General features: G+C 48.3%; 16 protein-coding genes. 11 read left to right on the top strand and 5 right to left on the bottom strand.

Translation table 11 applies throughout. The features are described from left to right. Positions 1 to 5: 5 nt before the first annotated feature. Positions 6 to 800 carry a transporter substrate-binding domain-containing protein gene (locus MP213Fo_RS05230; protein ID WP_421090595.1) on the bottom strand — a complete coding sequence of 265 codons (795 nt, stop codon included), beginning with the start codon at positions 798 to 800 and terminating at the stop codon, positions 6 to 8. 382 nt (positions 801 to 1,182) lie between these two features. Between MP213Fo_RS05230 and MP213Fo_RS05225 the strand changes: the two genes are divergently transcribed. Both MP213Fo_RS05225 and MP213Fo_RS05220 read left to right on the top strand, forming a co-directional pair. Next, complete coding sequence (locus MP213Fo_RS05225; RefSeq protein ID WP_421090594.1) at positions 1,183 to 3,030, top strand: glycosyltransferase family 2 protein; 1,848 nt, start codon at positions 1,183 to 1,185, stop codon at positions 3,028 to 3,030. A 352-nt stretch (positions 3,031 to 3,382) separates the two neighbouring features. After that, the gene (locus tag MP213Fo_RS05220) at positions 3,383 to 4,618 is read left to right on the top strand and encodes an ATP-binding protein (protein ID WP_421090593.1); all 1,236 of its coding nucleotides are present in this window, start codon (positions 3,383 to 3,385) and stop codon (positions 4,616 to 4,618) included. Between the two features lie 15 nt (positions 4,619 to 4,633). Here MP213Fo_RS05220 and MP213Fo_RS05215 read toward each other — a convergent pair whose 3' ends face one another. Next, positions 4,634 to 5,881 carry a GNAT family N-acetyltransferase gene (locus MP213Fo_RS05215; protein ID WP_421090592.1) on the bottom strand — a complete coding sequence of 416 codons (1,248 nt, stop codon included), beginning with the start codon at positions 5,879 to 5,881 and terminating at the stop codon, positions 4,634 to 4,636. A gap of 320 nt (positions 5,882 to 6,201) precedes the next feature. Between MP213Fo_RS05215 and MP213Fo_RS05210 the strand changes: the two genes are divergently transcribed. Further along, positions 6,202 to 7,197 carry a glycosyltransferase gene (locus MP213Fo_RS05210; RefSeq protein WP_421090591.1) on the top strand — a complete coding sequence of 332 codons (996 nt, stop codon included), beginning with the start codon at positions 6,202 to 6,204 and terminating at the stop codon, positions 7,195 to 7,197. A gap of 43 nt (positions 7,198 to 7,240) precedes the next feature. On the opposite strand, the gene MP213Fo_RS05205 is transcribed toward MP213Fo_RS05210, so the two are convergent. Further along, entirely contained in the window at positions 7,241 to 8,554 is a 1,314-nt protein-coding gene (locus MP213Fo_RS05205; protein WP_421090590.1) for a lipopolysaccharide biosynthesis protein, read from the bottom strand. Positions 8,555 to 8,806: 252 nt separating this feature from the next. On the opposite strand from MP213Fo_RS05205, the gene MP213Fo_RS05200 reads away from it, so the two are divergent. The 5 genes from MP213Fo_RS05200 (at position 8,807) to MP213Fo_RS05180 (ending at position 14,920) form a co-directional block, all read left to right on the top strand. Beyond that, positions 8,807 to 10,366, top strand: coding sequence for a GumC family protein (locus tag MP213Fo_RS05200; RefSeq protein WP_421090589.1), 1,560 nt, complete (start codon positions 8,807 to 8,809; stop codon positions 10,364 to 10,366). Positions 10,367 to 10,500: 134 nt separating this feature from the next. Further along, positions 10,501 to 11,736: an O-antigen ligase family protein gene (locus MP213Fo_RS05195; RefSeq protein WP_421090588.1), complete on the top strand. Its 1,236-nt coding sequence runs from the start codon at positions 10,501 to 10,503 to the stop codon at positions 11,734 to 11,736. Further along, positions 11,711 to 12,490, top strand: a complete 780-nt coding sequence (locus tag MP213Fo_RS05190) for a polysaccharide deacetylase family protein (protein ID WP_421090587.1) — start codon at positions 11,711 to 11,713, stop codon at positions 12,488 to 12,490. The genes MP213Fo_RS05195 and MP213Fo_RS05190 overlap by 26 nt, the downstream gene beginning before the upstream one ends. A gap of 55 nt (positions 12,491 to 12,545) precedes the next feature. After that, positions 12,546 to 13,790, top strand: coding sequence for a glycosyltransferase family 4 protein (locus MP213Fo_RS05185; RefSeq protein ID WP_421090586.1), 1,245 nt, complete (start codon positions 12,546 to 12,548; stop codon positions 13,788 to 13,790). Next, a complete protein-coding gene (locus MP213Fo_RS05180; protein ID WP_421090585.1) occupies positions 13,787 to 14,920 on the top strand; it encodes a glycosyltransferase family 4 protein in 1,134 nt (377 codons plus the stop codon). The genes MP213Fo_RS05185 and MP213Fo_RS05180 overlap by 4 nt, the downstream gene beginning before the upstream one ends. A gap of 308 nt (positions 14,921 to 15,228) precedes the next feature. On the opposite strand, the gene MP213Fo_RS05175 is transcribed toward MP213Fo_RS05180, so the two are convergent. Further along, positions 15,229 to 15,825, bottom strand: coding sequence for a GcrA family cell cycle regulator (locus tag MP213Fo_RS05175; RefSeq protein WP_421090584.1), 597 nt, complete (start codon positions 15,823 to 15,825; stop codon positions 15,229 to 15,231). Positions 15,826 to 16,466: 641 nt separating this feature from the next. Between MP213Fo_RS05175 and MP213Fo_RS05170 the strand changes: the two genes are divergently transcribed. The 3 genes from MP213Fo_RS05170 (at position 16,467) to MP213Fo_RS05160 (ending at position 19,833) form a co-directional block, all read left to right on the top strand. Beyond that, positions 16,467 to 17,660: an aspartate aminotransferase family protein gene (locus MP213Fo_RS05170; protein WP_421090583.1), complete on the top strand. Its 1,194-nt coding sequence runs from the start codon at positions 16,467 to 16,469 to the stop codon at positions 17,658 to 17,660. A 13-nt stretch (positions 17,661 to 17,673) separates the two neighbouring features. Then, a complete protein-coding gene (argF, locus tag MP213Fo_RS05165; protein ID WP_421090582.1) occupies positions 17,674 to 18,600 on the top strand; it encodes an ornithine carbamoyltransferase in 927 nt (308 codons plus the stop codon). A 201-nt stretch (positions 18,601 to 18,801) separates the two neighbouring features. Continuing rightward, complete coding sequence (locus tag MP213Fo_RS05160) at positions 18,802 to 19,833, top strand: Hsp33 family molecular chaperone (RefSeq protein WP_421090581.1); 1,032 nt, start codon at positions 18,802 to 18,804, stop codon at positions 19,831 to 19,833. A 61-nt stretch (positions 19,834 to 19,894) separates the two neighbouring features. Here the strand turns inward: MP213Fo_RS05160 and apaG are convergent, their stop codons facing one another. After that, complete coding sequence (apaG, locus tag MP213Fo_RS05155; protein ID WP_421090580.1) at positions 19,895 to 20,305, bottom strand: Co2+/Mg2+ efflux protein ApaG; 411 nt, start codon at positions 20,303 to 20,305, stop codon at positions 19,895 to 19,897. Positions 20,306 to 20,400: the final 95 nt, after the last annotated feature.

Genomic DNA, 20,400 nt, shown 5'->3' with positions numbered 1-20,400 from the left:
GCCTTTTAATAAAAGCCGACCGGAAAATACCTTAAATATAAATCATTCAGTACACCTTTGCGCTCCAGTGACGTGAGTGCGGTGTTAAAGGCTGCAAGCATTTCTACATCGCTGTTGCGCAATGCAATCACCATGCCGGAGCCCAGATAGTTTTGTGCCGGATAGGCTCCACCAACGAATTGGCAACAGGATAGATCGATGCCTTGATCTTTGTCTTCTGTGTCAGGTGCTGCAGCCATTTTTAGTGACAGGCTCATAGCATCGCCAAAAATCAGCTGAATTTTGCCGGATTTCATGTCCTGATACAGTGTTGCCTCATTTCTGTAAGTCTGGATATTGGCTTTAGGGAAATAGGCTTTCAGCAATGCTTCATGGGCTGAATTACTTATGACGCCAACAGTTTTATTGTCTGGTGAAAAGCTGGCCGGCTCATCACGGGGTGATTTCAAAGCTAAAAAGCGCGCAGGCAGGCTAAAATAAGTGCGGGTAAAGCTCAAGCTGGCACGCCTATCAGGCGCAGGCTGTATACCAGCAACCACTGCGTCGGTTTCATTATTCAGCAATGCAGGGATTAACTCATTCCATGGTTGCGCTGCAATCTGACACTTACTTGTCACCGAGAGCTCCTGACACAGGGCGCGGATCAGATCAATATTATACCCGGATAAGCGCCCCTCTGGTGAAAGCTTGTTGAACGGCGTAAAATTCGTACCGGTAAGGAAGCGTATTTGTGCGCGCTCGGTAAGGCTGGATTTTGTCAGTTTTTGATCACTGCCGGCAAGAACAGGCGGCGCAGCCATTGCAGAAACAAAGCCGGAATGAAGCAGTAATAGCGCAACTAAAAAAATGCAACGGGCAAGATTTTGGCATTGTTTTATTGGTGTTAAAGCAGACAGATAGCGCATAGTTTTTTCGCAGTGCTGGTTTGATTTCTTGTAAAATACACTGATGATAAAAGCTCTGTCTATTGCTAAATGTTCTATATCTTAATTGTAATATTAAATTTATAATTGTTGAATAATGTTTGTATTATTGAATTTCAATCAAATGTATAGTTAAATTTATCAGTTGATATTTTTTATTTTTACGTAATAGTCTTGAATTTAAGATAAATCATACCTGCCCTGAAGTTTATTGTCTAATATTACTATCAGCCATCCATCACTTCATGAAGGAGGGGGAATGACGCTACATGTCTTGTTTTCAAGGTCTCTTATTGGGCTTTGCGCTGCATTCTCCGTCCGACTTATAAATGCCGGTATTAAGAAGGCTGATATTATTACGGCTTTTACTGGAGCTGTACGACATAATACGTCATTTAATGACGAACTTGTTCATCAGGGCACTATCTCCGAGCGCTATTTATACCGGTTATGGGCAGAGGAAACCGGTTTGATTTATGATGATAATCCTGATCCGCGAGAGATTTTACTTCGCCCCTATGATGGTCCGGTGCGGCTGCATAATATCCGTCACATCCTTATTGCCGGTTCAAAAGGCCAGAGCCTGCTTTATATGGCGCCGGATCTGCAAGAGCTTGCCATATTGAAACTTTATTTACGGCAATACCCTGAATTGCGCAGCCGCTTCAGATTATGTCCGCCAGCAGTTCTGGTAGCCTTGTTGCACAATCGTTATGGTAGGCTGGCAGCAGGGCGTGCGCAGACTATGACGCCGCAGCACTTGTCTGCAAGTCATGTCCTCAACAGCTGGCAAGGATTTTGCTTCAGTGCTTTGCTAATGGGGGTGCTTTGGGCTTTCTGGGCTGGCAGCGGCTTTTACCTGTCATCTATGCTTTGGTTTCTCACCGTGTTTTTTGGTGCTTGTGTTTCCATTCGTCTGCTAGCAGCAACCAATGCCAAGCCGCTTGTGATTGAGCCGTTGCCATATTACGTCTTGAAGGATTTGCCCGTCTATACAATTTTAGTACCCCTCTATCGTGAGGCAGGGGTTGTATCGCAACTCGTCACTGCGTTATCTGCGCTGAACTGGCCGGCTGCAAAACTAGATATTAAACTCGTATGTGAGGCAGATGACAGTGAAACATTATTTGCCTTGGCGCATCAGCAGTTGTCTGCGCAATTTGAAGTTTTGCGTGTGCCACCTGTTGGTCCGCGAACCAAACCCAAAGCGCTGAATTATGCGCTGCAATTTGCGCGCGGTGAATATATTGTTGTCTATGATGCTGAAGATCGTCCGCATCGAGATCAATTATTGGAAGCATGGCAGGCTTTTTACAGAGGCAGCAACCAGCTTGCTTGTCTTCAGGCGCCGCTTGTTATCGGCAATTTTTCCAGTAACTTTCTGACACGCTATTTCACATTTGAATATGCCGGATTGTTTCGCGGGCTTTTGCCGTGGCTAAGTCGACGGGGGGCAGTGATGCCTTTGGGGGGGACATCAAATCATCTTAAGCGCAGCGTTCTACAAAAGATCGGTGGTTGGGATAGCTATAATGTAACAGAGGATGCAGATCTTGGCATGCGTCTGGCGCGGTTTGGCTATCATGTCGATGTTATTAACCGGCCAACACTTGAGGATGCGCCCGAGAATTATCAGGACTGGAAAACGCAACGCACAAGATGGTTTAAGGGTTGGATGCAAACATGGCTGGTACATCTTCGTTCACCGTTGCAGACATACCGGCAGTTAGGTGCAGCACGATTCAGTCTTAACCTGCTTTATACAACCGGTTTGCTATTGTCAGCGCTGCTGCACCCGTTCATGCTGGCGGGGCTGTTCTTGGGTGCGATTTCAGTGGCTTTAGGCAATTCTAGTGACGCGGCGCTGGCAGCGCTTATATTTAGCGGTATGAACTTGCTGACAGCCTATTTGAGTTTTCACATTCTGTGTCAAAAAACGTTGCGCTATGACGAAAAGCGCAATTATTCCTATCTGTGCGGTATTCCGTTTTATTGGATATTGTTGTCGCATGCTTCTTGGCGGGCTCTGTATCAAATGTTTACAGCGCCGCATCATTGGGAAAAAACCCCACATTTTCCAAGCCGGATTATGGGTAGCTTGTCATAAGCAGGCAATATAATGTGTGATAATCTGGCTGGCAGAGTAGTTTCAGACAAAGTGGAAATCGCTTATAGGGGATAAGTCTAACTGGACTAATTCCTATTATCGCTTCACCCGTCTGAAGCTAGGCTAAACCAAAAATAGAGCATTTTCCGTTCTTAAAGCTTAATGAAATATAACATATGTAAACTGCTATAAGATTTCTATTTTGTTGCAGGCGTTAAAGGCGGCAGTCTGATTGATGAATACCGGTGATAAACAGCTGACAGATATTCCGAAAACAGAAATATCTGATAAGCAGCCCCCTGAGCTGAGAGAAAATATTTTTCGCCGTTTTTTTAAATATGCACGTCAATCTATGCCTTGGCTTTTTATCCTCATACCTTTGTTGTTTTTGCTGCTTTATTGGGGCGTTGCACCAGTTTATGCGGCTATTATCTGCTTGCTGGCATTCGCAGCTTTGGTGTTAAGCGCATTATTTTCAGCACCCAAACCTGTCGCTATTCCCGTTAAATATAGCGGTTTGCATGACGGTCCGCTGTCACGCCTTTCGGGCGAGAGATTAGCCGATTTCCTGCCTGATCCACTTGTACTCTTTGATGCGGATGGCACAATTCTTTATATTAATCATGCTGCACGGGAGGCATTTCCGCCGCTGGCACGTGATTCATCACTTTATTTATGTTTCCGTTCACCGGAGATGCACGCCCTGATGCAGGGGATTATTGCCGACGGACAGGCGCGTTCCACTGATTATCTGGAGCGGTTGCCGCTTGAGCGCTGGTACCGGTCATCAGTGATGACATTCGAGACGGCAAAAGATGAGGCAGATTGCTTTATTCTTATCTTTCGTGATCAGACAGAGTTGCGTCGGATTGACCGGATGCGTTCAGATTTTATCGCCAATGCCAGCCATGAGTTGCGCACGCCGCTTGCTTCACTCAGCGGTTTTATTGAAACATTGCAGGGACCAGCACGAGATGATCTGGCGGCTCGCGAGCGTTTTCTAGGCATTATGCAAAAACAGGCAGACCGGATGTCTCGCCTGATTGATGATCTGTTGTCTCTGTCACGTTTGGAAATGAAAGCGGCAATTCCGGTAAAAGAACGCATTGATCTTGGGTTGGTGCTTAATCATGTTGTTGAAACATTGTCACCGATGGCTGCAGATGCGGGCGTGGCGATTGAGTGGGAAAAGCCTGACCATGCAATCTGGTTGCCGGGAGATAAAGATGAACTGATTCAGGTGTTCCAGAACCTGATTGAAAATGCCTGTAAATACGGGCAGTCCGGCAAGCGGGTTGTAGTAACACTTGATGAGCAAGGTGGTGAAAATCTGAAATCGTCAACCGGCGCTATGCGAGGTCTGTCTGTCAGTGTCGAGGACTTTGGTCCCGGTATTCCGCCAGAGCATTTGCCGAGATTGACCGAGCGGTTTTATCGCGTTGATGTTGATAGCAGCCGTGCACATAAGGGTACAGGGCTTGGCTTGGCTATTGTAAAGCATATTCTTACACGCCATCGTGGCCGTTTGGTTGTGCGCTCTCAGGTTGGTAAAGGCGCAGTCTTTACTGTTGCATTTGCGGGATCGTAATTATTGTGGCGCGTATTATCCGCGCTTAAATGTGCGAATAATACGCCACTTTAGCGGCCGTAGTGCCTTCCAGAAAGCAGTGCCACGCAGACTTGCCATGGTGTTTTGTCGTATTTCATAGATATGTCCGCGCCATGTTGCACGATGAGTCATGCGCATAAGCGGTATCGTCAGGTCACAATTTTTTAGTTTCCAGTCTTCATCGCCGACACCCAAATCAAGGCAGTCATAATTGTGCTCTTTTAAGTGTTTGAGCAATATATAATGCATGATATTTCCGGGTGAATATTTTGCCCAGTTTTTCAGATTGGAGGCAATCATTATTCCGTAATAATGTGGCCCCCTGATTAGTCCCCACATGCATGCAATAATTTCATTGTTGAGCTTTAATGCGGACAGATGGAGCACACCAGCCTCATGAAACGCTTCCGTTGCCACCGTGAAATAATCCATTTTTTCTGGGTGGGTTTCAAAGCCAGGAACATCAGTTTCGATAAATCGCTGTTGTTTTTGATAAAGCATGAATTCTAAATAAGCTTGCCGCTCTTCAGTATTTGTAGCAACGGCAAATGTACAGTCCCCCAACTCTTGCAGGCGACGCAGTTTCGTTCTGGTTCTTCTGGGGCGTTCGAGTTGCTTTTCAATCGCAGGCCAGCTTGGTTTTAATGATGTCGCGTGGCTATTTGCCAGATTTTCCCGGTTAGCAAGTAAAAATAACGGATTAACCAATGAGCCTATTGTTTCCGGCATATTCTCAAAATCAGCAAAGTCGAACGCAGGCAGTGCTTTGACAATCTGTTGCCATAGATTTTCGGCGCGCATTCTTGTCCACTCAATGCCACAATCAAACAAGACCGGCGCATTATAGTCGGCGACGCCCTGATCGGTAAAGCTCAACAAGCGAATACCGTTACGGGGGATAATTGTCAGTGGTAAAAACAATACAGGTTCGCTGGCTAAATTACGAACCTCAACCAGACAAATCTGTGCCTTCAATGCTGGTGCATAAGTTTGCGCCCAGACGTTCAGAAATGTGGTTGTTTGAAAGACATGATATTGTGGGTTAGAGGGAATATGCGTGGTAGCTTGCGTGGCTGTAGGCCAATCGGCCGATATGTCGGAAACGGAGTTGAAGCAACGTATTGAAAGCCCAAAACAGGATAGCGCATCCTGATCAGGCTTATGCACGAGCGCCGCACTCTTTTGATTTGATTTTGCCATAATATTGGTATCGTTACGCAACAATGAGCCGGATAATGTCATGCAATAATATCCTATCATGCTCATGATGCCGTTTGATTGCGTATCAGAGTTTTAAATCACGATTGTTAATTGTCTGAATTAAGGTTTGGCAGAATTATGTAAATATTCTCCTAGCAATTGCGGCCAAGTATATTTTTCTTTCTCAAGAGAAAGGTAATTAAGTTAAATACTAAGATAACCAATTATGAATATTTTGACGGTAATTACAAAAGAAGTACAGTATTAAAGAGATTGCAGGCTTGATTGCATTGTTAGCTCAGTGTGCATATATGCGCTGACGGTGTGCAATCGCATTTATTGGCTTTATGACGGGAAATATGATGACGGTTTCAATCATTATCAAGGCGCTGAATGAAGAGCAGCGAATTGCTTTGGCAATCGAAAGCGCTTTAGCGGCTTTGCCTGATGGTCAGGGCGAAGTGATTTTGGCGGACAGCGGCTCAACTGATCGCACGATTGAAATCGCAAAACAATATCCCATTATGATTGTTCAGATTGAAGCGCCGGCCAAGCCGAGTTGTGGGCTGGGCCCTCAGTTGGGTTTTCAGTATAGTCAATATCCATATATATGCCTGATCGATGGCGACATGGAGCTTGCGTCTGATTTTATTCCTGTGGCTATGCAATATCTGATCGATAATAAAAAGGTAGCGGGTGTTGCCGGACATGTCGTAGAGCAAAATCATGACAGTCTTGAATATGTTCGACGAGATCAGCTGAAAGTTGCCTATAAAGCGGCCGGTGTTGTTGACCGTATTAACTGCGGGGGTCTTTACCGCCGCGAGGCGATAGAGGATGCCGGATACTTCTCTGACCGCAATCTGCATTCTTATGAGGAATATGATCTCGGTGTAAGATTGCGTAGTAAAGGCTGGACATTGTTTCGCCTGGACCGGCGTTTTGTTTATCATACTGGCCACAGCGTGAATGCTTATAAGCTGCTGGTCAAACGTTGGCAGTCAAAATACATCCGCGGTATCGGGGAGTTACTGCGAGCGGCAGTCGGTAAGCCGCATCTGAAAATGCTGTTCGCTGAACTGCCCGAATTGCGCTTATGGATGATGGTCTATGGCTGGATTGCTGTGATGTTGCTCATTGTGGCTGTTTTGCCTAATACTGCTTTGGCGCTGTTGATCAATATTATAATGCTGATAGCCTCCGTTGTCTTGATGGGTATCAAACATCGCAACCTTCGCATCGGGCTCTATTCAGTTACAGCATGGTTTTTCCATGCGGCAGCATTACCAGTCGGATTTTTTTCATCGCGCACAAACCCTGAGGCTTTGATTGAGAGTAAAATCATCAAGTCTTTATAGTTTGCATATAGCATTCAAAACTTCGTGGTGGAATTGTTTGGCTTCAATCTAAGCTATTAAGGCTCTGGGGTTTTTGTTGTTGTTTGCGCACCAGCCATATCAGCATCCACCAGATACTGACCGCAATTGAAAATTCGATGAGATAAATAGATATGAATGTGCCCTGCGGCGGCATTAACCACGTTGCAAATGCTAATATAGGTGCGCCCAGAATATTGCCTGCATTAAGAATTGCGGCGCGGTAACCGTGCTCGCCTGCAGCGCCCATGACTTCGACACCGACTGCCCACATGGCATAGAAGATAATAACCCAGCACAAAATTTGCGTAAAATAGACCATAGACTGATATTCTTGGCCGAATATCAGCGGCAGATAGGGTGCAAGGCAATAGATAAACACGGCTGTGAAAACGGAAATACCGAAGCCCATCAGCGCTGCTTTTTGAGCCAAAGGCCATGCTTTGTCGATACCGTCCGTGCTCAGCTTGGCAAGCTTCGGGTAAAGCAACCGGTTCATAGCATCAATATTCAGATAGCTGCTGTCAATGATACGGCGCGCTACCCCGTAACTGCCGATGATTGCAGGTGAAAGTAGTAAGCCCAGCAGTAATAAGTCTATATTTTGACGAATGGCGCGGAAGATAAACGGGGTTGCGAAGAAAATTCCGAGTTTGATTTCTTCGCGAACTAATTTGAAAACCGGCTTACCAAGCCTCATCAGCAGCAACCAGTAAACTAAAGCCACAATCAGATGGCAGGCAAACTGCCACCATGCCCATTGATTAATAGTGCTTACGCCAAATGCAATACAACCAAGAATGGCCGCCAGCATACGTGCTAAGGCAAAGCCAACGACGGAAAGATTGGCTGCTTTAAAATTTGTGTGGCCGATATAGATTGCCTCAACCAGCAAAATAAGACGCAGCAATACAATATTGGTAATCAGATACAGCAGCAGACTACTCAGATTGGTTGCCCGATCGGTAGAAAATTCGACCCAATACGGCAGAATGGTCATGCCTGCGGCAACAAGAAAAGTACCGCTGATGCTGACCAGTATAAGATTATGCCCCAGCATCGACGGGTATATTTTGTCATTTTGCGCCACACGGCGCAACAGGCACTCAGCTCCGCCAAAGCCGCATATATGAACGGCAATGCTGGTAATTGCCATGATTGTAATAAATATACCGAAATCCGTGGCACCGAGAAAGCGGGCAAGAATAGCAAATGTTACAAGCTGAGCGGCACTCGCCATAATCAGGCTGCCACTGGAGGCCATATACGAGATAAGCGACGGCACATAGCGTCTGATCCGCGCCGAAAATCGGTTATCCGGCAACTCCGTATCACGCATATTTTAATCTTCCTCTGTCGCTCTTTCTCTAAAGTATTTTTCGGACAAATGAAACTCTTATCCGCTCGCTCTTGAGAGAGGAAGCAATAGGGTAACTTAAAATAATTACTAAAATTGAATGTAATCTATTTGTAATAATCTTATGCTTTAGCAGGTCGAACCAGTCTTTGTTAACCTTTTTTTTTAATATGTCTGGTACTGCATTAATGTGATTTAGCCTGTGAACTTTAACCCACGGTAGTAAATAGATTCATGTATACCCTGCAAGAACTGGCACAGAAGGCTAAGAACTCAACTGCGGTTAACCGTAGTTCGGATGCCGCTATTCAGGCAGCGGGAGATATTGGTTCGCACACCGCTGGAAATAAAGATAATGCCGGTCTTGTTGCAACGCCTGATGTCTTAGAGAGCGGCCATGGCTGGTCTTTTCCAGAAATTACAGTTTCTACAATTATTGACTGGTTATTGCGCTATTGGCTGCTGATCCTGTTGCTCACACTTTTGGGTGCTGTTGCCGGTCTTGGCTATGGTAAAATGGCAAAGCCGCGCTTTAACGCTGCAACGGATATTCTGGTTGCTCCGTCTAATCTGCAGCTGGTGCCCAATGATGTATATGCGCCGAGCATGCAGGCTGAGAGCCAGCTGATGGATATTGAAAGCAAGCTGCGCTTGCTTACCTCCGGCAATGTGATGCAACGTGTTGTTGATGAATTGAAGTTACAGGAAAATCCCGAATTTAACGGCACAGAAACAGGCTTGTTTTCAGGGCTGTTAGGCAGTGCTGATAAGAACGCTTCGGCATCTGACGGGCAGCAAGCTCGAAATATTGCTGCTTTGCGCGAATTATCATCGCGGATAGATGCACGCCGGCCGGAGCGGTCATATCTGATTAATCTGAGTGCATGGGCACGCACCCCTGAGAATGCCGTGTTACTGGCCAATGCCACTGCCAAGGCTTTTCAGGAGGAGGTGGCGCAAAATGAAAGCGATGGCGCAGCACGTGCAGCAAGAGCTTTAACTGAGCCGCTGGTGGAGCTGAAAAAGGCGGCCACAGAAGCCGAAATGCAGGTTGCACGGTTTCGTAATGCGCAAGGTTTGCAAACCAGCAATGCCGGAGAACTGGTCAGTACACAATCTTTGACGCAGATTAACACGCAATTGGTTGGTGCAGTAACCCGTCAGGCTGAAGCGAGATCGCGCTATCAAGAGCTGACCAGCGCTAAGAACCAGACGCTTGATCCTTCCAGTACCTTGCAATCCCCGACTTTAACTGCGTTGCGCACCCAATATGCGACCTTGAAGCAGCGTCTTGACGCTATGGCGATGACCTATGGTTCACGCTATCCTGAATTGGTGAGTGCACAGTCGCAAATTACCGGCTTGCAGGCGCAGATCGGACAGGAAACCGCGCGTATTCTGCGTGCTGCCAAGCTGGATCTTGATCAGGCCAATGCGGTTGTTGAAACTCTGCGGCGTCAGACAGAAGGTGCGCGGTCTGCAGTATCATTGGATACAGATGCGCAAGTAACACTGAATGATCTTGAGCGCGACCGGCTGGCTAAGACGACGCTGTATCAAACCTATCTGACCCGCGCTCAGGAAATTGCCCAACGTCAGCAAATTGATGCCACCAATATACGTATTGTGTCGACCGCACTGCCGCCCAAGGGCCGGTCATGGCCACCAAGTACAGCTTTACTTACCATTGCCGGTTCTATGGCAGGCGGTGGATTTGGTGTGGGACTTGCTATCTTGTTTGGTTTAACAGCTATGATGCGCGCCCAACGTCGCGTGGCGTATAAAGCTGTGTAAAACTGCTTATGCAAACAAAGCATGGTTTTCAAAGTTCCGATAATAGAAGCTTGATTGCCGCAACATTGTTCATGGCTCAGTTTCTTTATATTTGGGTAACTACAGACCCCTATATTGCGGAATCCACATCTATAATGAGCGATGCAGGTTCTAACCCGCTGAACCAATTGGCCGCGATCAGCCTATTTTGCGGGATGTTATGGTTCGTGTTGACCAGTCCGGTTAAAGTGCTGGTTTTGCAACCCCGCTTTCTGATGATCGGATTACTGGTCTGTTTGGCGCTTACAGCCATGGCCTCAGAAACACCGTTAATATCATTAAAGCAAATGATCTTAGCTGTTATTTTGCTGGTTAATGCATCGGTTTTTCTCCTTTTACCTCGCTCAGAAGAGCAGTTTGCCCGCATGATTGGTATAGGCTTACTGATCATGCTGGGCTTTGCTTATTTCGGAGTGGTGTTCAAACCGCTACAGGCAATTCATCAATATACCGCTGAGCTTGGTATTGATCAGGTTGGTAATTGGCGCGGACATTTCACCCATAAAAATGTTGCCTCTGCGGCTATGCTTATCAGCAGTTGTGTGGGCCTTTATCTTAAAGACAAAGGCTTTAAGCTGACGGGCTGGTTGATTGTGGGTTTGTCAGCGTTCTTTCTGGTGCATACCGGCGGTAAGACATCGACAGCAATGTTGCCGCTAATCTTGTTGATAGCGTATGTGTTCGAGAAATTTTCGCTGTTGCGCGTGCCTATTGCGGTATGCGGCGTTGTAGCGATTAATTTTTTCACGGTAGGGGCCGCATTGATCCCTTCTGTTTATCGCTTCATTGAATCTTTAGGCGTGGATGCCAGCTTTACCAATCGCGATGATATCTGGCAGTTTGCCGCCCGTGCGATTATGGAGCGGCCATTGCTGGGCTATGGTCTGTATGGCTTCTGGAGAACAGATAAATTAATAAATAATGATACAGTTGAAAGCTGGGCGCCTACTGCGTTTAACGGCCATAATGCTTGGATCGATACCATGATTAATTTTGGTGCGATCGGCTTTATTTTGATGGCTGTATGGATATTAGTGTTACCCCTTATCTATATAAATCAAATCTTCAAAGGCAATGCTTATTCGCCTGTTGTGCGGCTATATATTCGTATATGGCTCTATGGTCTTTATGCTAGTGCATTGGAAAGTGTGTTTTTTGAAAGTGGCAGTCTGTTGTGGTTTTGCATAATGGTTGCAATTTTTGGCTTGCGTCTGCAGGCTGTTGCTGTGCCACTCACGGAAACCGCTAACATGATCGGGTATAATCCGTCTGTAAATGCACAGAATAATATCAGGTGGGGCGGTAATGCAAAAATGGAAACATTGGGTTAATCGCGCGCAAGCGCATCTTATGCGGCTATTGGCGCCGAAAACTTTACATATCGGCAATGAACGCCCCGTTATTTCTTTCACATTTGATGATGTGCCAGAGAGTGCGCTGAGCAATGGCGCGGCTATTCTGGAAAAATACGGGCAGCGCGGCACATTCTATCTTGCCGGTAGCCTGACGGGTCTTACGGAGCCACACCGACAGCTGATTACTGAAGGCGGAATCCGTGAGCTTGCCGGACGTGGCCATGAAATTGGTTGCCATAGTTTTGCACATGAGAATACTGCGTCATTAAACGGAGCCGATCTTGAAAAAGATATCGCGCGTAACAGGTCTTTCCTGCAGCGCGTCTTGGGTAGGCAAGTTTGTGGTGAAGCGACGAAGCTGAACTTTGCTTATCCTTATAATGCCGTGTCTTATTTCGCTCGCAGACGGTTGGCGCAGTCTTATCGTACATGCCGCGCGGGCGAAAACCGTATCAATCGCGGCGCTGTCAGCCCACAAATGCTTTATGGTATGGAGATCGGCCAGCCGGATGCGCAGCATGTACTATGGCTTAAGCGGCAAATCGATAATGTCAAAGCGCAGGCTGGCTGGTTGATTTTCTTTACCCATGATATTTCTGACACGCCGACGCCCTATGGCTGCACACTTTCCGACTTCGAGGAGCTGGTAAAATATGCGGTCGATAGCGGTTGTGCAGTTTTAACTGTTAACGAGGCGATGGATGGCTATTCGCCTTCACCATTGCCCTGATTCAAAACCTGCTCACTTGTATAAAATGATGTGAAACGGTTTCTAAGGAAATCTTATGATCGCTGAAAAGAGCCCAATGCGTCTGCTGGCTATAAATAATTATTTTTATCGACGTGGCGGTGCAGAGGCAATTTTTCTCGATCACATGAGCCTGTTTGAAGAGATCGGTTGGGATGCCGTTCCTTTTGCAATGCAGCATCCGCAAAATCTGCCTTCAGACTGGTCGGATTATTTTGTCTCCGAAATTGAATATGGCCGTGCCAGTTCGGCTTTCACCAAAGTTAAACAAGCGGCAAAAATCATCTATTCGCGCGAGGCGCAGCGCAATATCTCGGCACTGATAACAGCTGCTAAACCAGATATTGCCCATGCCCATAATGTGTATCACCATCTCTCGCCGTCGATTTTTTCAACACTGAAAGATCACAATATTCCGGTGGTGATGACGGTGCATGATTTGAAACTTGCCTGCCCAGCCTATAAAATGCTGGTTGACGGGCATGTTTGTGAGCAATGCAAAGGCGGTCATATTTATAATGTTGTCGCTAATCGCTGCATCAAAGGCTCGTTGCCGCTCAGTGGTTTGGTTTTGGTTGAAACCGCTATTCATCGTATGCTTGGCCTGTATCGGAATAAAGTTGACCGCTTTGTGGTGCCGAGCCGTTTCTACCGCGATAAATTGATTGAGTGGGGCTGGCCGCAGGAGCAGCTGGTCTATATTCCGAATTTTGTCGAGACCCAGCATTTGCAACCGGTTTATGAAGCGCAGGATTATTTTCTGTTTGCAGGTCGTCTTGCACCGGAAAAAGGCTTGGTAACGCTGATCCATGCCGCAGCCAAAACCGGTGTCAGGCTGGTTATAGCCGGAACCGGTCCTGATGAGGCCGCATTGCATGCGCTGGTTAAAGTGCTTGATGCCCCTGTGACTTTTGCTGGCTATGTGACGGGTGAGAAATTGCACCGTTTGATCGGAGAGGCACGCGCACTGGTTCTGCCGTCTGAATGGTATGAAAATGCGCCGGTAAGTATTCTTGAGGCCTATGCGCTGGGTACGCCGATTATCGGTGCGCGTATTGGCGGTATTCCCGAAATGATCCGTGAGGGTGAGACGGGCTTGAGCGCTGAGGCAGGCAATATTGATGATCTGGCACAGCAACTGGCTACAATGGCCGCCTTGCCGCTTGCAGAGCGTAACCATATGGGGCTTGCGGGGCGTGACTGGATCTTGAATGATTTTTCGGCTGACGCCTATCGTGAGCGCATGCTTACACTTTATGCCGAGCTGGGAGTGAGCCGATGACACAGGCTATACGACCAAAAGTTATGATGCTGGGCTTGCGCGGTGTACCGCAGGTGCAAGGCGGCGTGGAAAAACACGTTGAAGAACTGAGCCGTGTTTTTGTTGAAAAAGGCTGGGATGTCGAAGTGGTGGGGCGCAAACCCTATCTGGCTGAAACCAAGCCCTATCAATGGGAGGGCGTGCAGGTGACACCACTCTGGGCGCCGCTCTCTACCAAATTTGAAGCTATAGCCCACACGCTGTTGGGGGTGCTGGTTGCAGCCTATCGCCGGCCTGATATTTTGCACATCCATGCCATTGGCCCGGCATTACTCACACCGCTCGCCCGATTGTTCGGGCTCAAAACCGTGGTGACACATCATGGCTTTGACTATAATCGTGATAAATGGGGTGGTTTAGCGCGTAAAATGCTCAAGACCGGCGAATGGGCAGGCATGCGCTTTGCCAATGCGCGCATTGCCGTTTCCAATCATATCGCAGAGGCGATGACAAAGCAGTATCATGTGCCGGTACAATTTGTGCCCAATGGCGTCACGCTGCGCGATACTGGCGGAGTGAGTGATGTTTTGGCGCAGTTTGCACTGGTGCCAAAGCAATATGTAGTGATGGTTGCCAGAATCGTGCCGGAGAAAAACCAGCATGATTTGATCGCAGCATTTGGCGCTATGCAGGCTGCGGGGCAGCATAGTGATAAAAAACTGGTTATTGTCGGTGCAGCAGATCATCAGTCGGACTATGTGGATCAGGTTAAGGCGCTTGCAGCTCAAACGCCGAATACTGTGCTCACCGGCGTGCAACGTGGTGATGATTTGACCGCGCTCTATAGCAATGCAGCCCTGTTTGTTTTGCCTTCGAGCCATGAGGGCATGCCGATCGCTATGATGGAGGCGATGGGGTATGGCTTGCCGGTGCTGGCCAGCAATATCACGGCTAATATCGAGGTGGGCCTGCCAGTAACAGATTATTTTCCGCTGGGTAATACCGCTGCCTTAGTACAGCAGATGGCCTTTAAGCTTGATCAGCCGTTTAGTGTGCAGCAAGCAGCGCAGCAAAGTGCAGATGTGGCTGAAACCTATGGCTGGACGGGCATTGCGGAACAGACACTCACGGTTTATCGCCAGCTTTTGTAATGTCGCAGCTTAAAATCTGGCGCTAGAGCATTTCACTATCAAGTTGAATCAGCTTGATAGGTCTGACAATGCGATAAATCTAGAATCTAGAGCGAGCGCTGCGATCCAACGCCATCATTACCCGCTCTAGAGCGTTTTCACTTTTCCTGAAGCTGCTCTAAACAGTGGATAATCACATGTGTCTTTGCACTATCTGCTGATGATTTAATGCACTGCGCGCATGATGGTGCTTGGATATGCGATGCTACAGTGCCAATAAAAAAGGCGCCTTGCGGCGCCGTTTTTATTCTGTGCAGAGCAATCAGTGATCAGCGTGCGCGGCGGCGTTCTGATGTCGGCTGAAAAGCCAGTTTAGAATGATAGGCGCAATATGGTGTGGATTCACCGGATTCATGACCGCAGAAATGGAAATCATCATGCAGCGGGTCACCAACCGGCCATTTGCATGTGCGCTCGGTGAGCTGCAACAAAGTCAGATGGCGTGAGATCGGCACAACAACATTATCATTGTTGCGGATAATAGGTGCTACAACAGCATCAGACATAGCTTCAGGCTGTAATGCGGCGGCTGCCGCACCCGAAGATTTCATCATAGTCGCGCGCATTGTTGCATGATTGGCACTTGCGCCGCCTGTATGAATGCCGCTGCTGATGCCGGAAGCGGCACTGCTGCTCGTGCCTGCAGTGGTTGTTGAGCGCGGGGCTGCGACCGGTGCTGGCGCTGGTTTTTTGCTGCGTGGAGCGGCAGTTGTGGTTTTGCCGCGTCCGGAAAGTTTAAGCCGGTGCACTTTACCGATTACCGCATTACGGCTTACGCCACCCAATTGGGCTGCAATCTGGCTTGCACTCAGACCTTCACTCCACAATTTCTTGAGAAGCTCGACGCGTTCATCTGTCCAGTTCATTGTGGCTCAGGCTCCGTTCTTTATAATCTTTATAGCGTCCGGCTATTATTTATTTCGGCCTGATCAAGCAGGCACCATATGTACCGGACAACTGGCGCTGTCGCACTAAATCTAGTCTTACTTTAATATGAAGCTACCTTAAGCAAGGACTTCGTGACAAGCTCATCGGCCCGTGCAGAATTGGTTTTCCCCAACCTTGGAGATCAGCGGGCATTTAATAGAGCTGTTTTTTTTAAATACAAGGTTTTCGTGCAACACTCTGATGTTTATTTCGTGCCTGTCGGTTTATAAGCAGAGGCAGGCATATCTGCAAAGAGGTCTTGTACGTGTCTGCGGGGTAAAGGGCGATGGCGCAAAACAGCGCGGTTGCGGCATTTAATTGCTTTTTACACGGGATATCTTGGCGCCATACGCTTGTAATCATGGTTCAGCTTCGATTGACATTTATTAAATGACGAACAATAGTGCATTGTCTAGCCGCCCTGAGGGCGGCTTTTTGATTTCATTCGCGCGCGATACGCACTCTCTTTGTGGCCGTTATATTAAAGTCATGGGTTTGGGATACGGCTGAAAGAATACCGGTCACGTAAGGGATGTGACGATCTGCGCTTCAATTTAAAGGCTCTGGAGGCCTTACTGGCATGACGACTGCAAATGTGCACCCGCTTTACGACACCTATAATCGTGCAGCGTTGCGCTTTGAACGAGGGGAAGGCGTTTGGCTGATTACGGAGAATGGTGAGCGATATCTCGATTTCGCAGCCGGTATCGCCGTTAATTCATTGGGCCACAGTCATCCTCATCTTGTGAGCGCACTGCAGGAGCAGGCTGCCAAACTTTGGCATCTGTCGAATGCCTATGAGGTGCCGGGTCAGGAGCGACTGGGGCAGCGCCTCGTTGATAATACTTTTGCCGATAAGGTGTTTTTCACCAATTCCGGCGCCGAGGCTTTGGAATGCGCGATTAAAACCACCCGCCGCTTCCATTACACCAATGGTCAGCCTGAGCGTTATCGCATTGTCACTTTTGAAGGTGCATTCCACGGCCGTACCCTTGCAACCATTGCAGCCGGTGGGCAGGCTAAATATCTTGAAGGCTTTGGCCCTAAAGTGGATGGCTTCGATCAGGTGCCTTTCGGTGATGAAGCAGCACTGCGTGCAGCGATTACCCCTGAAACTGCCGGTATTTTGCTGGAGCCGGTGCAGGGTGAGGGTGGCTTGCGCGCTTTTTCCAATGAGTTCCTGCGTCTGATCCGTCAGATTTGTGATGAAAACGGCCTGCTGCTGATTTTGGATGAAGTCCAGACCGGCGTTGGTCGTACCGGTAAATTCTATGCACATGAGTGGGCAGGTATCGAGCCTGATATTCTGGCAACAGCTAAAGGTATCGGCGGCGGCTTCCCTATGGGCGCATGTCTTGCAACCGCTGAGGCAGCAAAAGGCATGGTTGCCGGTGTTCACGGAACAACCTATGGCGGCAACCCGCTGGCAATGGCTGTTGGTGAAGCAGTGATGGATGTGATGCTGGCTGATGGCTTCTTTGACCATGTTAATGACATGGCTTCACAGTTCCGTCAGGGTATGGCTTCGATCATTGACCGCTTTCCTGATGTGTTCACGGAAGTGCGCGGCCTGGGTCTGATGATCGGCCTGAAATGCGCTGTCCCGAATACGGATGTGATTGTGGCCCTGCGTGATGAGAAAATGCTCAGCGTTGGCGCCGGTGATAATGTTGTGCGTTTGTTGCCGCCACTCACAGTAACGGCAGAAGACATGCGTGAAGCACTTAACCGGGTTGAAAAAGTCGCGGCCAAGCTCTCAAAAGCCCCTGCGTAAACGGTGATCAATAATGGCATATGATAAAACTCTGAAGCATTTTACCGACCTCTCAGCAGTCAGCCCGCAGGACCTGCGCTTCATCATGGATGAAGCGCGCGCCCGAAAAATCCGGTTGAAAGCCGGTGAGCGTGACAAGCCGCTGGAAGGCAAAGTTCTGGCTATGATTTTTGAAAAACCATCGACACGTACCCGCGTCTCTTTTGATGTGGGCATGCGCCAGCTCGGTGGGGAAACAATCATGCTGACCGGTTCGGAAATGCAGCTGGGTCGCAGTGAAACCATTGCCGATACAGCGAAAGTTCTGTCACGTTTTGTCGATGCTATTATGATCCGTACCACCAATCATGATCGCATGCTTGAGCTGGCCGAGCATGCGACCGTGCCTGTCATTAACGCGCTGACCGATGATACGCATCCGTGTCAGATTATGGCTGATATTCTCACCTTTGAAGAGCATCGCGGGCCGATCAAAGGCCGCACTGTGACATGGAGCGGTGACGGTAATAATGTGCTGCACTCGTTTATTGAAGCGGCGGCGCAATTTGATTTCCGCCTGAACATTGCCACACCTGCCGGCAGTGAGCCGCATCAGCGTTTTCTCGATTGGGCAAATACCAAAGGCGCTCAGATTTTCTCAACCACCAGCGCTGAGAAGGCTGTTGCCGGTTCTGATTGCATTGTCACCGATACCTGGGTGTCGATGGGGCAGGAAGATAATGCGCGCGGCAATAATGTTTTTATGCCGTATCAGGTGAATGCTGAACTTATGGCAAAAGCTAATAAAGATGCGCTTTTCATGCATTGTCTGCCAGCCCATCGCGGCGAGGAAGTGACCGATGATGTGATCGACGGGCCGCAATCGGTGGTTTTTGATGAGGCTGAAAATCGCCTTCATGCGCAAAAGGCAATTTTGACATGGTGCCTTGAAGGACGGTAATCCGTTCTTATCTATAGGGTAACAAGACTTTCAAGATAAAAGACCCGCACTAAAAACCGGTATTCTATAAAGCCGGTGCAATGCAGGTCCTACCCTCATTATACATCACGGCTTGCAGGTTGTTAACAGCCTGCGAGCCGTATGCCATTTGCGGCGCAATACAATTGACTGTGGTTGCAGCCCAGCTAAAAGAGATTTCTGATGAACGACCAGACCACGATCGAACAAAAACTGAATGATAGCGCAGTTCCGGCAGATATGACCACCTCCGGTGATGATGTGGTTGTGCCGTTTCAGGTTGAAGGTCTGGACGTGCGCGGCCGTACAGTGCAGCTTGGTGAGGCGCTGGATCGTATTCTGAAACGCCATAATTACCCTGAAGCCGTTTCACGCTTGTTGGGCGAGGCGACAGTTTTGACTGTATTGCTCGGCACATCCTTGAAATTTGAAGGCAAATTTATTTTTCAAACTAAATCTGACGGCCCGGTGGATATGCTGGTGGTGGATTTTCGCACGCCTGATGCCATTCGCGCTTATGCGCGCTTTGATGCAGAGCGCGTAGCAGAATTTGTGGCTGCCGGTAAAACCAAGCCGGAAGACATGCTGGGGCAGGGTACACTTGCTCTGACCGTCGATCAGGGCGAGTTTACGCAGCGTTATCAGGGTATTGTGGCGCTGGACGGCTCTTCGCTAGAGGATATTGCCCGCAACTATTTCATGCAATCTGAGCAGATTGCTACCGATATACAGCTGGCGGTTGCCCGTTTGTTTGAGCGTGGCGCTGACGGCAAGCCAACAGAACAATGGCGCGCAGGCGGCCTGATGGTGCAGTTTTTACCGCAATCCGAATTGCGGATGCGTCATCGTGATCTGCACGGCGGTGATCGTCCGGATGGTGCTGAACAGGTTGAAACCCCTGTTGAGGATGAATGGCAGGAAGCCCGCTCATTGGTGGCAACCATTGAGGATTCAGAGCTGACAGATCCGCAGGTGCCGTCTGAGCGATTGCTGTACCGCTTGTTCCATGAACGCGGCGTGCGGGTTTATGAAGGTACTAAAGTGGTTGATCATTGTGCCTGCTCACGCACTAAAATCTTTGATGTGCTAAAGGGCTTCTCTGCAGAAGAGATCACGGACAGTGTAGAAGATGGCAAAGTATCGGTGACCTGCGAGTTCTGCTCCAGCCGTTACGATTTTGAACCAGCCGAGATCATCAGTGCGCCATCCAACTGATATCCAATATGGCTGTTAATTTTTTCATCTCCTGTCTGGCATTCACTGCCGACAGGAGGTTTTAATTCAGAACCGGTTTGTGCCCGGGCAAATCAAGCGAAAATGCCGGAATAGTAATGGCGAACAACTCACCTTTATTCTCGTTTCCCTCACTGTGATCCTGCATCATATAGCTGCCGGACATCATGCCTGAAGGCGTGGTTAGCGGGCAGCCGGAAGAATATTGGTAGCTGTCACCGGGTTTAAGAAAAGGTTGATCTCCGACAACGCCGGGGCCGCGCACTTCCTCAGTTTTGCCATGCGCATCGGTTATTTTCCATACTCGCGAGCGCAACTGAACCGGAATCTCAGAATGATTGATGATGGTAACGCGATAGGCCCAGACATAACGGGCCTCCTCAGGTGCCGATTGATCCTCCAGATAAAACGGCTCGACGGTAACTTCAATATTATGGGTAATGGCGCGATACATGGGAGCCTCTTGCCAAAGGGCAGGGAAAAATGGCTGCATAGACTGAGAGCGGTTTATGTCCAAATTAGCGCATAAACCGCCTTATTTTTTATTCA

Origin of the sequence: Pseudochrobactrum mosebachae (assembly GCF_048914685.1) — a bacterium.
In the GTDB taxonomy this organism is placed as follows: domain Bacteria; phylum Pseudomonadota; class Alphaproteobacteria; order Rhizobiales; family Rhizobiaceae; genus Pseudochrobactrum.
This window is presented reverse-complemented; position numbering and strand designations above follow the sequence as displayed.